The organism is Clostridium sp. MT-14, assembly GCF_042436595.1.
Taxonomy (GTDB): domain Bacteria; phylum Bacillota; class Clostridia; order Clostridiales; family Clostridiaceae; genus Clostridium_B; species Clostridium_B aromativorans.
In genome coordinates, this window is sequence record NZ_JBHMIY010000001.1 from 313,459 (window position 1) to 328,182 (window position 14,724).

14 protein-coding genes are annotated in these 14,724 nt (G+C 32.7%); 1 reads left to right on the plus strand and 13 read right to left on the minus strand.

Going from position 1 to position 14,724, the window contains the following annotated elements; genetic code table 11:
• Positions 1-635: 635 nt before the first annotated feature.
• From ACFHWD_RS01515 to ACFHWD_RS01525, 3 genes are all read right to left on the minus strand, one after another.
• Positions 636-2,189, minus strand: coding sequence for a hypothetical protein (locus tag ACFHWD_RS01515; protein WP_150358259.1), 1,554 nt, complete (start codon positions 2,187-2,189; stop codon positions 636-638).
• A gap of 72 nt (positions 2,190-2,261) precedes the next feature.
• Complete coding sequence (locus ACFHWD_RS01520) at positions 2,262-2,732, minus strand: UPF0158 family protein (protein ID WP_378059930.1); 471 nt, start codon at positions 2,730-2,732, stop codon at positions 2,262-2,264.
• A gap of 329 nt (positions 2,733-3,061) precedes the next feature.
• Positions 3,062-4,129, minus strand: a complete 1,068-nt coding sequence (locus ACFHWD_RS01525) for a MalY/PatB family protein (protein ID WP_378059932.1) — start codon at positions 4,127-4,129, stop codon at positions 3,062-3,064.
• Positions 4,130-4,483: 354 nt separating this feature from the next.
• Here ACFHWD_RS01525 and ACFHWD_RS01530 point away from each other — a divergent pair, with 354 nt between their 5' ends.
• The gene (locus ACFHWD_RS01530) at positions 4,484-5,410 is read left to right on the plus strand and encodes a site-specific integrase (RefSeq protein ID WP_106011077.1); all 927 of its coding nucleotides are present in this window, start codon (positions 4,484-4,486) and stop codon (positions 5,408-5,410) included.
• Here the strand turns inward: ACFHWD_RS01530 and ACFHWD_RS01535 are convergent.
• The 10 genes from ACFHWD_RS01535 to ACFHWD_RS01580 form a co-directional block, all read right to left on the minus strand.
• Complete coding sequence (locus tag ACFHWD_RS01535; RefSeq protein WP_378059998.1) at positions 5,407-5,922, minus strand: restriction endonuclease subunit S; 516 nt, start codon at positions 5,920-5,922, stop codon at positions 5,407-5,409. The two genes, ACFHWD_RS01530 and ACFHWD_RS01535, sit on opposite strands and share 4 nt — an antisense overlap.
• 274 nt (positions 5,923-6,196) lie before the next feature.
• Positions 6,197-6,571 carry a type II toxin-antitoxin system death-on-curing family toxin gene (locus ACFHWD_RS01540; protein WP_179977985.1) on the minus strand — a complete coding sequence of 125 codons (375 nt, stop codon included), beginning with the start codon at positions 6,569-6,571 and terminating at the stop codon, positions 6,197-6,199.
• The gene (locus tag ACFHWD_RS01545; RefSeq protein ID WP_106011075.1) at positions 6,568-6,813 is read right to left on the minus strand and encodes a type II toxin-antitoxin system prevent-host-death family antitoxin; all 246 of its coding nucleotides are present in this window, start codon (positions 6,811-6,813) and stop codon (positions 6,568-6,570) included. Before ACFHWD_RS01545 ends, ACFHWD_RS01540 begins: the two co-directional genes overlap by 4 nt.
• 295 nt (positions 6,814-7,108) lie before the next feature.
• Positions 7,109-7,444 carry a type II toxin-antitoxin system PemK/MazF family toxin gene (locus ACFHWD_RS01550; RefSeq protein ID WP_179977986.1) on the minus strand — a complete coding sequence of 112 codons (336 nt, stop codon included), beginning with the start codon at positions 7,442-7,444 and terminating at the stop codon, positions 7,109-7,111.
• Positions 7,429-7,635, minus strand: coding sequence for a DUF2281 domain-containing protein (locus tag ACFHWD_RS01555; RefSeq protein WP_179977987.1), 207 nt, complete (start codon positions 7,633-7,635; stop codon positions 7,429-7,431). The genes ACFHWD_RS01550 and ACFHWD_RS01555 overlap by 16 nt, the downstream gene beginning before the upstream one ends.
• 87 nt (positions 7,636-7,722) lie before the next feature.
• Complete coding sequence (locus ACFHWD_RS01560) at positions 7,723-7,848, minus strand: hypothetical protein (RefSeq protein ID WP_378059936.1); 126 nt, start codon at positions 7,846-7,848, stop codon at positions 7,723-7,725.
• A 171-nt stretch (positions 7,849-8,019) separates the two neighbouring features.
• Positions 8,020-9,609 (minus strand): type I restriction-modification system subunit M, encoded by a 1,590-nt coding sequence (locus tag ACFHWD_RS01565; protein ID WP_179977989.1) that lies wholly within the window; start codon positions 9,607-9,609, stop codon positions 8,020-8,022.
• Positions 9,610-9,637: 28 nt separating this feature from the next.
• On the minus strand, positions 9,638-10,846 hold the full coding sequence (locus tag ACFHWD_RS01570; RefSeq protein WP_378059938.1) for a restriction endonuclease subunit S: 1,209 nt from the start codon (positions 10,844-10,846) through the stop codon (positions 9,638-9,640).
• A 74-nt stretch (positions 10,847-10,920) separates the two neighbouring features.
• Entirely contained in the window at positions 10,921-14,130 is a 3,210-nt protein-coding gene (locus ACFHWD_RS01575) for a type I restriction endonuclease subunit R (protein ID WP_378059940.1), read from the minus strand.
• Positions 14,127-14,702, minus strand: coding sequence for a restriction endonuclease subunit S (locus ACFHWD_RS01580; protein WP_106008126.1), 576 nt, complete (start codon positions 14,700-14,702; stop codon positions 14,127-14,129). The genes ACFHWD_RS01575 and ACFHWD_RS01580 overlap by 4 nt, the downstream gene beginning before the upstream one ends.
• Positions 14,703-14,724: the final 22 nt, after the last annotated feature.

Consider the following 14,724-nt stretch of genomic DNA (forward strand, 5'->3'; position numbering starts at 1 on the left):
TTCTAATTATCTATAAAAAATAAGAGCCGCAAGAAATTATCATTCTTACAGCTCATAGATATACTAATTAAGCTAATCGTTATAGCATAACACAAGAGTATATATTAAGAGAAAAAAGAATAACTTTCTTGCATAAGTACGACAAAATAAACAAAATACATCCTTTTATCTTTTTGTCAATTGTACTTTAAAAATTAGCAAGAAAATTAAATCATCTTTTCACCTCAAACTTCAACTTTTTTACATTGTATCACTATATATTGAAAAAATCAACAAAAGCTTGAATCAACTACTTTGCTGATTTATTTTTTCCATAACACTTCCACTCCGATAGATATATCTTTTACTATATTGTACCCTAATATAGTACTCCCATAAATAGCTGTACTTAACTGAATTTAAATTTTCAGGAATCTCACTTTTTTTATTAGAGAGCAATAACTTCTTCAACCATTTTGTACATGATCAACTTTTTTATTTCCTGAAATATATTGATTATTTTATCTTATGAAATTCTATTTGATAGAAGTCAAGTTATACGTATAGATTCTTAAAAAAGATAAAATAATAAAAAAGATTCTGTAAATGTTTAAAAAGCTATCTCACAATACATATATTTATGAGATATTTTCCCTTCACTCTTCTATTTTTTTCCTCATCTCGTCCTTTAATGCAGGTCTTCTATTGTTTTCTCTTATAATTCCATCATAGTAATCCTTAAACTCATCTTCTTTATCAAGGAAACTAAATATTTCTTTAATTATACTACAATAATATGCTGCCTTAGCATATCGTGATCTTTTGGCAGCATCTATATGAAAACTAACCATTTCTTTAAGTATTTTCGTAGCTTCATCTATATAAAAATCTTTTTTATTTATATCTCCATTTAGTACTAACATGTCTTCAATGCCCTCCGCATCATATTCATCGGTTTTTAATATAAAGTCATTTAAATTTTCATAACTTAATTTTTTATCATAAAATAAACGGTATAATAAAGATCTGCATGTGTATTTTAAATAATAATATTTATCATATCCACTTGATTTCTCTACAACCTTTAACAGCTCATCTACTTTCCCTTCATAGGATAGAATCTTTATAAATATCCATGCAGATCCATAACTTTTCATAACTCTTAGTCGTTTTTTAGAATCCCCCATAAAACTTTCTAAGTTATTGATCTTTTCCGCAAAATAATGGGCTTTTTTATAGTTTTTATAAGTAGTATCTTCATAGAATAAATTTTTTGCAGCACAGAATGCTCCCTGAAAATCATTTAATTTTTCAAGGGAAGTTATAAGCATATTTTGTAATTCAACTCTTATTGATTGAATTTTAATCTTATTTAATGCCTCTTCAGTTAACTCTATACTTTCTTTCCATCTTTCTAATTCAAAATATGCTTTTACAATGTCGTAATAAAAATTAACGTTATATTTGAAAAAACTTTTAGCAAGCTCTATTCTGTTATATCCTTTTTCATACCTTTCATAAAAGTTTTTAAGGAGCTCAAAAATTAACTGTTGTTTATTCCATTCATCATATAACTCTATTTTTTCTCTTATAATTTCTTCTAAAATAGAGATATCATTTATATGTGAAAGCATAGCTTTTTCGCATTTTTCTCCAAAATTCAACCATTCTTCAAAACACTTATCTATACTTTCTTTCTTGTCTTTTATACAATTTATGATACAGGTATAGTATTCATCAAATACATCTTCCCAATTGATATCTATGTAATATTCAGGGTTTTCTGTTCCTAGAATTTCTTCATCAAAAGAAGCTTTGTAGATGCAATTTAAAAGTAGTTCAAAGACTTCAAAAGCAACATCATAATTTTTGCTTCTAGAATATAGTAAAACTGTATTAAAGTATTCAGTAAACTTTTGTACCCACTCACTATCTTCAAAATTCACATCATCATAATTATCTAAATAATCATCATAATAAACTTCTATATAATATTTCCCTTCAAGACAGCTTTTATAAAAGTCTTTAACTTCTTCTAGAAATTCCAGCTCACCTTTTTTATTAGCTGATTCTATAGCCAATTTAGCGTCTATATTTTTAGAAATAAATTGTATTTTTTCAGTTTCATCAAGTCTATTTAAAAGATCAACAACTAGCCCTGCTAATTTTTCTTTATCAAATTTTAATAGTATTTCTATTTTTTCATCCATAAGTTTTACCTTTCATTTTCTTGATTGCTCTGTAAACATCACATTTAATCTCAATGAAATTATCAAAAAAATTTATCTATTAATTTCCAATCCATTATCACTACACCAATCTAATGCAATTTTATTAAATTCATCATCCTTAAACTTGTACCATTCCTTTTCTACATTAAATCTTATGACTGCATCCTTGAATCTCCTAAAAGCTCCCTTTCCATTTAATGCATTCAATAGTTTATTGGATATTTTATCATTATCTAAGGAATAACAAAATTGAACCATAATATCATACTCATTAATATCAAATTTTGATGGCAATGAGATATAGTTATCCCAATTTTCTTCCACGTCAATAGCAACTTTAACATCATCCAGCTGCCATTCTAGCAGCCTCTCTACATCATCTTCATCATAATTCTCAGCCATTCTTCTTGTCTCATCATCTATATAAATAATTTTACCTGTAATCTTATTATAATAACAGTTTCCCCCATCATCAGCTAATTCTATTGCTTGTAATACATCTTCCATTTTAACTTTTCCCATTTTTTACATCTCCTTAATCATTCCATACTGTAAATCATAAAATATATGGTTAGCCTTTTATGACCTCTTTTAAATGTTCATATCCATTTTCTGTAAATAAATAGTCAATTACTCTATTTTGTTTCTTAACAATAGTCCTACAATGTCCAATTAGACAATTTGCTTCTTTCTTGCGCAAATACAATCTGCACTGCTTTTAGTTGATATCTTCCAAGCTTTTTTCAATATTCTCTAAAGCTTTCTTCAATATAGTTTTGGGGCATGCAAAGTTGATTCTTTGGAAATGTTCTCCTCCAGCGCCAAATATATAACCATCATCCATTACAACTTTAGCTTTCTTCCGCTTTAGCTTTCTTCCGCATCAATTGATGAAGCTCTATATCCGTCAAGTTAAAATCACTAAAATCAAGCCATGCCAAATAAGTTCCCTCCGGCCTAATCATCTTTACTCTTGGAATTCGTTCTTTTAGAAATTTATCAATAAAATCTAGATTATTTTGAAGATATATAATAAGTTGTTCAAGCCATTTCTCGCCTTTATTGTATGCTGCTATTTGAGCAACAGATGCAAAAGTTCCTGGAGCGATATTGATTGACGATAGTTTACGATTTAATTTTTTCCTTAACTTTTCATTTGGTACTATAATGTTAGAAACCTGTAACCCTGCAAGATTAAATGTCTTTGAAGACGATGTACATACAATTGAGTTCATCTCAAATTCCTTAGAAACCTTACCAAATGGAATGTGACGATTGGGAAGGTATATTAAATCCAAATGAATTTCATCTGAAACTACCAATATATCATTCTTTAAACAAATCTCCCCTAATTGCTTCAGCTCTTCACTTGTCCATACACGCCCAACTGGATTATGTGGACTGCATAAAAACATTAGCTTAGTTTTACTATACTGAGCAATTGTTTCCAATCCCGAAAAATTCATTTCGTATTTTCCATCATTGAGCACCAACGGATTATTGACAATATGACAGCCATTATTAGTGATAACATTGGCAAATGGATGATAGACAGGATTTTGAATTATCACTTTATCACCTGGACAGCAAAATGTTTTTACAATAAAATTGAGTGCCGGTATTATTCCCGGCGTAAAAAGCATCCATTCCTTTTCAATATTCCATCCATTCCTCTTTTTCTGCCAGTTAACTGCAGCCTCCATAAATTCAGCACTCTTATGACCATACCCAAAAATACCATGCCGCGCCCTATCTGTTATCATTTCGACAATTGGCTCAGCTACTTTAAAATCCATGTCTGCAATCCACATTGGAATAATTTTTTCATCTCCAAATTTTTCTTTAAGAAATTTTTCAGACCATTTTATAGAATCTGTTTTTCTTCTATCAATGATTTCATCAAAGTTATATTTTATCATAATATTTCCCTTTCCCATAATTGTAAATTAACTTTACTATACAATATTATCGCTTAATTTTATACATTGAAATAGTTTTTTACAAATAAAATTGCTTCACTGTCCACATATTGATACTATTAAAATCCGCTATTTAAAACAACTTAACATTAAGATACCTGTTAAGAATGCTGCTGAGGTAAAAATTCCAACTACTAAATTCTGACATATGGTTATAATAAGAAAATAGATGTGTTTTTTCCAATTACTGATTTGCGCATACACTAATTATTTCGGAAAGAATTAAGCAGGCAGCATTTCATTTAAATGATCAGCGTTAGGCAGTTTTCGATAAATCAAAAGGAGAGATTAATAATGTTAGAAAAAGTAAAAGGAACCGATTTATTTTACCAATATTATTCACAATGGATTTCAGTATACAAAGATGGTGCTATAAGAAAAGTGACTATGGATAAATATCTTATGACTAAAAAGTGGCTTGAAAAACTTATTCCAAACCTTATAATTTGCGATTTAAACCGTATAACCTATCAGCAATTACTTAATGACTATGCTGCATGGCATGAGCGTCAAACGACGATGGATTTTCATCATCAATTAAAAGCTGCAATTTTGGATGCAGTGGATGAAGGTCTAATTGACAGGGATCCTACGCGAAAAGCAATAATCAAAGGGAAAACTCCAAAAGATAAAAAAATAAAATACCTGAATCAGTTTGAGCTGCATACTCTATTAAGCAATCTCGATTTAAAGCCTGAAGTAAGCTGGGATTGGTTCATACTATTAGTTGCAAAAACCGGGATGCGCTTTTCAGAAGCATTAGCGCTTACACCTAAAGATTTTGATTTTTCACATCAGATTCTTTCAATCAGTAAAACATGGGATTATAAAGGAAATGGCGGCTTTCTTCCAACAAAAAATCAATCCTCCGTACGCAAAGTAGAAATAGACTGGCAAACAGTAATTCAGTTTTCTGAGTTAATAAAGGGATTGCCGGAAGGCAGCCCTATATTTACAGAAAACAAAGTATATAATTCTACTGTTAATAACATATTAACAAGACACTGTAGGGATGCAAAGATTCCAGTAATTTCAATTCACGGATTACGCCACACCCATGCCTCTCTTTTGTTATTTGCCGGTGTATCAATTGCAAGTGTTGCCAGAAGGTTAGGGCATGCTAGTATGACAACAACCCAAAAAACCTATTTACACATTATTCAGGAACTTGAAAATAAAGATGTAGATTTGGTTATGCGTTCATTGTCAGGATTAAGTTAACTGGAAATCATTATCAGAAATGACTTACGCTGATGAAGGGTGATAAGATCGTCAAGTCTATCTAAGAAATCAGAAATTGTGTTTTGTTCTTCTATAGTTTTAGGAAGTAAAATAACAATTTCACTCATTACATTATTCATTAACTTTGGATTTCCAACTTTTGAAACATACTTCCATGAAATATTATTTAGCACTTCTGAAACCATCTTATTTGCATATCCATCATCAGACAACAAAACCCCGCAAACATTGGTACAATAGAACTTTCCGGCACGATAGTTAACCGTTCCAGCATTAGCTCCATCAGTTGTCCAAGTGATAGCATTTTCATAAAGAAAGTTTTTGTAATACCCCAGTAAACCATTATCTTTTGTTTGAGATGAGTAAACTGGATAAGGTGTTTCATCAGTTTTCTTATCCGTCGTTTCAGTAGCTGCAAGGACATATCCACGGGTTACTTTGAATATATCTTTAACCTTACGCTGTTCCCAAGCAAGCGTGGGAAAGTAAATGCATTAGCTCCAGATTAAAATTCGAATTATTAATTCTTTCCTATAATCATAAAAACTCAATAGTATTTATATTTTTTAAATCAATTTTTAATCATATCAACAGGAGCTTCTGGTTTCTTATATTTTGCAATATCAATTAAAAGACAGATATCATAATTGGGTATAATCATACTTGTAAATTCATTAGCCGTTTAACTGTCTCCATAAGCGCTGTTAGATTCATGGTATCATCATTTTCTCAGGCATAATAAGCACCTACTATAAAAGTAAGTACCTATTTATGATTTTCTATCCATGATATTATATCTTTCTGATTTAACTTCCCGGATGCTATATCCACACCTAAATCCACTAATTCTTTTTGGGTAAATTCTAATTTAATATTGTTATATTCAAGAAGCATAAGCATAACATATATTCCAGTTCTTTTATTGCAATCCACAAATGCATGATTTTTTATTATATTAAAACAGGTATTTGCGCATTTAGATTCAGCAGTTGGATATAAATCTTCCCCACCAAATGTAGCCCTGGAATTTTCTATTGATGATTTCAAAAGTTCTATATCCCTAATTCCTTTTGATCCTCCTGTAATACCTATCATCTTATCATGCAATTTTATTATATATTCCAAAGATATATATTTCATCTATCAGCCAGTTCCTTAAAAGCTTCTATATTTTCTTCAAGAATTTTATCCGCAATCCTATCAAGGGTCTGTTCTTCAGATACAGCTTCTTTAGTAAATTCTTCAAAGTCCAAAACTACATATTTGGGCTTGTTATTTTTCATAATAACTACCGATTTGTCCTCATCAACCATCTTGGCTATTTTAGAAAAATTCTGGTTAGCCTCTGACATTGAAACTATCTTTTTAGTATTTACCAGCATTGAAACCCCTCCTAACACTATAATATGTTTATATTATACCATAAGTAGGATAAAAATATCCTACTTATATAAAATTTTAAATCGCATCTAACTCACACTGTTCCCAGCACCGGCAAATCTAAATTTTTACGCCTAAGATCTTCAATTGTTCATTAATCCTTGTTTCAAGTTAAACTCATTTTCCCTGATTTCCTCAATTGATGCCACATGGGCATTATTTAACGTCATATTGTTATATAGAGCAAACTGCCCTAAAAATCTTTTTATATAATAAGTTTTACTTATAACTTCATTTTTAGCCTTCTGCGAAGATTCTAATAACCCTATCTGTTACCTCTTTTATTTTTTCTTCATTCAAATGCCCAATCTTATACAAAACTATATCTCTGTCAGCTGTAAATATCTTATTAGGTCTGATATTACTATTTTTTATCAATGATCCCTCTTCAAAGTCACTATTCTTCAATTTTATTGAATATGAATCAAATACATTTTGACTTGTTATTTGGGAAAGAATTAAATCATATCCTTCTAGATCAGCTAATACTAAGGCCGGTCTCTTCTTCGATTGCGATAAATCTGAAAAGGGGAAAGGTACAACGACTACGTCACCCTTTACAAGTCTTCCCATGCTTTATCCTCCTCAGGTTTAAGCCAATCTTTTGCTAGATTCTCTTCACTTGCTAATGTTATATCATCTATCTTTAAATTGCTTTTTCTATTTTTTTTAAATTCTATATAATCTATATAATCAGCTACTTCCTGCAATAAGTAAGGTGGTAATGTTTCAATTTTTTTTACTAAGACATCCTTATTAATCATATAAATCACCTTCCTGTATATTCTTTATTTTACTATTATTATACCATATTAACTAAAATATCATTGTCTAAATTCGTTGGTTTCATATTACAATGCCGTACCTTTCTTCGGAATATAGAAAAAATTCTGATATTCCCTTTCTATCTTTAATAACTCTATTTTTCTGTCCATGCCGCCTGCATATCCCGTAGGGAACTTACCATCACTTACCAATGTTATTTTTCCAAGTGGTGAATTATATCTTTCGATATAATTTCACATTCTACATCTCGTCCATTTTCCCGTTTTTATTGCTCCGACGGCACAAAGTTTGAAATCCGTATTCTTTTAAGTTACTTTATCTGAAATTGCACCCGGCTTACTCTGCTTCCAGCACCGGCAAATTTAAATTTTTACACCTAAAATCTTCAATTGTTCATTGATCTTTGCTTCAAGTTCTGCAATTTCTTTATTGTCTTGCTCTAACTGCTTATTTACTTCTTCCAAATCAATTGGAGCTTCTTCTTCAAAAGTATCAACATAACGTGGAATATTCAAGTTAAACTCATTTTCTCTGATTTCCTCAATTGATGCCAAGTGAGCATATTTATCAACATCTTTGCGTTCTTTAAATGTACTTACGATTTTATCTATATTTTCATCATTCAAGTTATTTTGATTCTTTCCCTTTTCAAAATCACTGCTTGCATCAATAAATAGTATGTCTTTGGTTTTACGATTCTTCTTAAATACCAAAATGACTGTTGGTATACTTGTCCCATAGAATAAGTTAGACGGCAGACCAATAACCGTGTCAAGATAATTTTTTTCAATGAGAGTCTGACGGATTCTGCCTTCTGCTGCACCGCGAAACAGCACACCATGAGGCAGAATAATAGCCATTGTGCCAGTGTTGTTTAAATGATATATGCCGTGCAATACAAAAGCATAATCTGCTTTTGAGGCCGGTGCCAATTTCCCATAATCGCCAAAACGTGGATCTTTTAATTTGGTTTTATCATTATCCCATTTCGCAGAATATGGCGGATTTGCAACCACTGCATCAAAACTGCGCGGGTGGTCAATCCCTTTTCCATCTGGTCCATCCGGCCAATCGTTTTCCAGAGTATCAGCATTATTTAGTGTCATATTGTTATAAGACACATTGTGCATCATCAAGTTCATACGGGCCAAGTTATACGTTGTTGTATTCAACTCCTGACCAAAATACTTCATAGGAGTACCATCAGGCAATTCCTGTCCAACAGTAAGCAGCAAGGAACCTGAACCCATTGCCGGGTCATATATATTGAAAAATTCATCTGATTTTTCTACACCGCTGGTGACTATTTTAGCCAAAATCTTACTTACTTGATGAGGCGTATAGAATTCCCCGCCCTTTTTACCAGCACTTGCAGCAAATTTACCAATTAAATATTCATAGATTTCACCTAGAATGTCTTTTCCATCATCTCCCTTGTATTCAATTTCGTCCACTAACTTAACTACATTGTTAAGTGATTTTGCACGTTCATTTGTAGAACTTCCAAGACGTGAATCCCCCAGGTTAATATCGTTGAATATGCCACGAAAATCCTTCACCGCTTCTTTATTTAATTCAGCATTTTTATTAAAGTCATCAAAAATAGTCTGATAGTCGCTGGGAATAACTTGTGCATCATTAATTTTATTAATCAAAGACTCCCATGTATCATCTGGCGCAATTGCATACCCCAAACTTGATGAAATATCCTGTAAATAGTCATCCAAATCTGCACCTGCCGCTTGTTTTAGATAAGCATCATTGATAGATTCTCCCTCTGCAATGTCAATAACATTATTTTTCACTAAATACTGCTCTTGATGTTCCGAAAGGTATCTATAAAACATAAATGCCAAGATATAGTTTTTGTACTCCGACGCATCCATTGTGCCGCGCAGTTCATTTGCCATAGCCCAAAGTTTACTGGTAATTGTTTGTAGATTATTGCTCATTGTTTTAATTCCTTTCTTTTAAATTATTTCATATAAACATCTGTTGTAGTAATGCTTTCTTTTGTTCCTGCAAATGATTTAACTTACGTTGATGAAGGGTGATAAGGTGATCTAAGTTTTTAAAAAACTCGCCAATTTTAACTTGTTCATCCATTGCCGGTGTTAAAAATTCAAAGTTACGAATTTGACTTAGTCCTAAGAATTTTTGAGTTCCACCAGCGTTTTCTTTTCGCATATATCTATCAAAGACGGGAGATTTCAACAGCTGAATTAAAAACCTATTATCAACTTCTCCACCATTTTTCAACAGAGCGACATTCTTAATAGCAAAGTCATCACGTTCTAGAATTACAGGGTTTCCAATAGTTCCAATCATTCCGAAAATAATATCACCAACATCAACTTTTGAACGTTGATTAATCGCTTCAAAGTCTTCATCAGAAATCAATGAAACATCAGACATATCTAAGCCGTGGTCAGTAAGATTTTTTGACGTAACAAGCGGATGCCCTTCGTTGTGATACTTCGGAGAGTCGTGAGTTCCATCTCGAACATTCTTCATATCTGATAGCTTACGCTGTTCCCAAGAATCAGTGAATCCCGGAAAACGAAGTTCCGGAAATTTTTCGCCATTTTTCGGGAACATTTTCTGTAACAAACCTTTCTTCTCATCCTTCAGATGATTTAACTTACGCTGATGAAGGGTGATAAGGTCGTCAAGTTCAATAAAAAATGCACCTATTTTCTTCTGTTCTTCATATTGGGGAAATTTAAATGGCAATGTTGCAAAATCTTTATAGCTAATACTTCTTCCATCTCTAATTCCATATGTAATTAATTCCAATCTTTTTATAAAAGATTCTGAATTAAAAATGTATTTCCAAAAGTGATCATAATGATTACTTTTCTCAACAAAATCCATTACGGTATAAGCTGGAGAGGTTATTCCTTCTATATTTGAGTGAGCAAATCCTCCTTGAAAAGAACGTAAATGAATTACAAATTGTCCCGGCATTACTCTTTTATATCCAATTTCATTTTCTTTATTGTAAGAAATATTAATTCCTGAATTATCCCTCTTTATCATTCCGAATTCTTGGCTTGCAGAAAGTACAGGAAGTTCTGGATGATTTTTATCAACTACCGTAAAAAAAATATCACCAGCCTTACGCTGTTCCCAAGGGTCGGTAAATCCTGGAAATCTTATTTTAGGTACATTAGCTTTATTTTTATCCATTTTATCTCCTATCTTAACTGTCAATTGATAATTAGCAGTTCAATAATTAATTTTAAAGTTTTATTAGATATGAATTAGCTTTCAGCATGCTCATCAGCCAATTCATAAATGGCTTTACGCAAACCATTACGGTACTTGATTTTAGACAAAGATTGTATCTTTTCGTCATGTGCCAACATCTTATAGTCAACGCTTGCTTTGGCAATTATATCCCGGATTTGACCAGCATCATCTAAATCCTGCATGCCATAACGATGATGACTAAATAGTTCACGCATCTGAGCACTTGTGATAATGTCTGTAATTCCCCACTTCACCCGAAAATCCAGGAACATTCTATCAAGGCTGACATTGTTGGCCGCCTGAATAATTTGTTCACTATCTCTCAATTTTACTGGATATTTAAGATTATAACCTTCGATTGGAAAATGCCCTTTTATAATAGCAATTGCTGCATTCATAACCTTCGCAGCATAATTTCTGTCTTCCAAGCCAGTGGCAAATTGATCAATTTTCTCTTTCGTAGCTTGCGCCTCCTGGCTCTTGCCCTCATGCACCTGGTTTAATAATTGTTCAACCAGTTCAGTTAGATAATCATAATCTATTTTCACATCCTTCACATGGGTCATTTTCAACTCAATTTGATAAAAAGGAATTTTCTTCTTTTTTGACATATATTGTTTAAGCTCATTGGTTAAAACTGTGGTAAGCATGGTTTCTTGAGCACTTGTCATACCTAATTTTTCAACTAACTCATCAGGATTGTCGTAATTGAAACCTACTGTATTTCCATCAACTTCTTCAGGGGTATATTGTTTTAATTTAGCCATTCCAGCATTATAATCACGCAGTAAATCAAACATATATTCTTTTTGCTTTTCAGAAGGCGGTAATTGCTGGAACTTATTAGTTAAGGTGCCTAATTTCTGAGCAACCTCTTTAACTTCATTAAACTCATCTTCAAAAGGTTTAGCGATAATACCATCTCTTTGATTGGATTTACGCTGCTCATTTTCTGATAAAATTGCTGAATCTTTATTGGCATAAATTGCGAGAGCTTCATTCATCAGCTTCTCATTTTGAGCAGGCCAGCGATAGTTCACAATACGCCCCCAGGGTTTTTCCTGCATGTCAGCAATACGATTTGTCCTTGAATAGGCTTGAATAAGTCCGGCTCCTTTAAGTGTTCTATCTACATAAAGTGTATTAAGTTCCGGTGCATCAAATCCAGTCAAAAGCTGATCTACCACAATCACAATATCCAGGAAGTTCTTGTCCGTAGCAGTTTTATTCAAACGACTAGTAACATCCTGTGTATATCCAGCTGCATCATCCATGCCAAAGCTTGTACCAAATTCTTTGTTATAGGCCTTTATAGCATCATATAAACCTTGATTGGCAGCAAGCATACTGTCATTATTGGATGAGTTCTGGCTAAATGTAACTGCTACTTTTAATGTCTGACCACCATTTTTCCTATTCTCATCATTTACTTGCTGAAATTCACTAAAATACATCATTGCCATTGGAGTACTGGCTTTCCCGCCACCAACATGAGTGGTAAAGAGGGCATTATATTTACCTTCATTTGAACGATTTCTCCAGTTCTTGAAAATATCTTCAACTACTAACTTGATATGATCCGGATTTTCATCATAAAAGCTTGGTTCAACTGCGTCATCCATATCTTCCTGACTTAGATTATTGATCTTATCTTTAATTTTTTGTTCAGTCCACTTCGGATAGCGTTCCCGGTAGAAATTTGGCAGATATTTGGTTTTCATTTGCTCTTCATCAATGGTTGTTTCAAAATCCACTTTAAAACCTAAAACATTTCTGTCTGCAATTGCTTCACGAATAGTATAGGCATGTAGCAGTGGTCCAAAAATGTCTTCAGTTCGCAAACCGCTGGTAGTTTCATCAAACATGGGTGTTCCTGTATAACCAACCCAGGCGGATTTTCTAAAAGCCTTTTGTATCTTTGCAAAACTTTCGCCGCCAGTTGAACGGTGTGCCTCATCCACGATAAATACAATATTTTTATCAGGTGCTTTAAAAGATTTACGTTTCACTAAAGTATCAAGTTTTTGAACAGAAGTAACAATGATACTATTATCTTTGCTCTTTAATTTACGGCTTAAATCAGTAGTATTATTGGTATCTTGAACACTTCCAATCATATCTTCACCAGCATCCGGGTCATAGGCCCTGTAATTTTCATTTGTCTGTTTCGTTAAAGCAATTCTATCCACTACGAAGACAACTTTGTCAACTTTGGGCATGCGGCTTGCAAGCCATGCTGTTTTAAAACTGGTTATGGTTTTGCCGGAACCAGTGGTATGCCAAACATAACCTACTTTATTTGTACCCAGTTCAAAATCAACTTTCTTTAATTTTTCAATTACATTCTGAGTGGCGTATACCTGATACGGACGCATTACTTTTAACATTTGTTTGTTTTTTGTGCCATCCAAAATCATATAATTAGTAGCCATCTGATGTGCCATTGGAATACTTAGCATTGAATCCGCAAACTCTTTCCAATTACGAACAATGGTATTATCACTTTTACGCTGCCAGTTAAAAGCAAAGTCCTTATTGAACTTATCCGGCGTGGTATTAGCCATATACTTCACGTTATTTGGCGTAATTGCCACTAATATCTGCAAGGTGGAAAAAATATCACCATATTGGTTTTCTTCGGAATATTGATGCATTTGATTCAGCGCTTCATTGACATCATGCGTATCACGTTTTTCTTCAATTTGTATGATAGGCAAACCATTAATAAGAAGTGTAGTATCAAAACGACGATTTTGTTTCCCGGCGATAACTGCAGGGCGTTCAATTTGATTAACCACTTGATATACCGTATCCCCAGCACCGATTTGTTTTTGATCGAAAACCGTTAAAAACACGTGACGGCCGTCATCTAAATCAATTTCAATCTGCGATACACCATTAAGTCCATATAAAAATTGTCCGGCTTCATATGGTGTTTGAATATCAGATATAATCTTTTTAACTTGATTAAATTCAACAGTACTTAGTGGATGATCAAGTGTATTTTGATTGTGCCTCTCAAGAATTTCTTTGAAGTTATCCCAAAGCTGGTCTGTAGTTTTAATTTTTGGTTCATACTTCCACAGCTTTGTTTTCACACAGTAATCAGCAGATTTTTCACTAACCTTAAAGCCACCAATTACTTCCAAATGTTCAGGTTTAGTTATGGTTCCACTGGTAATATATTGTATTAATTCAGTTTCAAATTGCTCTTCATTCATTTTTCACCTGCCTCCTCTAATTTGGATAATATGATTTTTGTTTCAAGTTCTGCTGCTCTATTCTTAACAGCTTGCAGCCTTAACTGATTAAAATAGACTTGTCCTATAATTTTTTGCTTATCTATGGAAGGTATATTCGGTATTTTAAGCTCTTTAAGCTGCTTCAGGGTATATTTTAAAACTTGTGAACCCTGCAGTCCCAACACAAACTGTTTCTTGATTGTTTTGTTTTCATTAATAAGATAAACCAAAAACTTCGGATCAATGTTATTGCCAGGTAATAACTTAACGTAGTTTTGCGTATAAAGATATCCCTCGTGTTCTTTTCTTACCATGGCTGCAGTTCCCGTGATTAAACTAAACACCACATCACCATGGCACAAGGTATTTACTTTGTCATTGGTTCTAACTTGTTTATTGTCCGCACCGTTTGAAATAATACCCACCAGATCATCCGTTAAATCTGTTTGACTATAATAGGCAAAAAGCGGTGCTTTCTCATCAAACACTTCAGTAATTCTAAACTGGGGGGATCCACTTACTAATTCAACCAATTCACTCAACTTTTTCATAAAATATTGTGCCTTTCTAAAA

Excerpts from the sequence above, each read along its gene's own strand:
- ACFHWD_RS01515 (WP_150358259.1), bottom strand. The coding sequence starts at position 2,189 with ATGGATGAAAAAATAGAAATACTATTAAAATTTGATAAAGAAAAATTA.
- ACFHWD_RS01565 (WP_179977989.1), bottom strand. The coding sequence starts at position 9,609 with ATGAGCAATAATCTACAAACAATTACCAGTAAACTTTGGGCTATGGCA.
- ACFHWD_RS01530 (WP_106011077.1), top strand. The coding sequence starts at position 4,484 with ATGTTAGAAAAAGTAAAAGGAACCGATTTATTTTACCAATATTATTCA.
- ACFHWD_RS01550 (WP_179977986.1), bottom strand. The coding sequence starts at position 7,444 with ATGGGAAGACTTGTAAAGGGTGACGTAGTCGTTGTACCTTTCCCCTTT.
- ACFHWD_RS01545 (WP_106011075.1), bottom strand. The coding sequence starts at position 6,813 with ATGCTGGTAAATACTAAAAAGATAGTTTCAATGTCAGAGGCTAACCAG.
- ACFHWD_RS01520 (WP_378059930.1), bottom strand. The coding sequence starts at position 2,732 with ATGGGAAAAGTTAAAATGGAAGATGTATTACAAGCAATAGAATTAGCT.
- ACFHWD_RS01580 (WP_106008126.1), bottom strand. The coding sequence starts at position 14,702 with ATGAAAAAGTTGAGTGAATTGGTTGAATTAGTAAGTGGATCCCCCCAG.
- ACFHWD_RS01570 (WP_378059938.1), bottom strand. The coding sequence starts at position 10,846 with ATGGATAAAAATAAAGCTAATGTACCTAAAATAAGATTTCCAGGATTT.
- ACFHWD_RS01540 (WP_179977985.1), bottom strand. The coding sequence starts at position 6,571 with ATGAAATATATATCTTTGGAATATATAATAAAATTGCATGATAAGATG.
- ACFHWD_RS01555 (WP_179977987.1), bottom strand. The coding sequence starts at position 7,635 with ATGATTAATAAGGATGTCTTAGTAAAAAAAATTGAAACATTACCACCT.
- ACFHWD_RS01575 (WP_378059940.1), bottom strand. The coding sequence starts at position 14,130 with ATGAATGAAGAGCAATTTGAAACTGAATTAATACAATATATTACCAGT.
- ACFHWD_RS01525 (WP_378059932.1), bottom strand. The coding sequence starts at position 4,129 with ATGATAAAATATAACTTTGATGAAATCATTGATAGAAGAAAAACAGAT.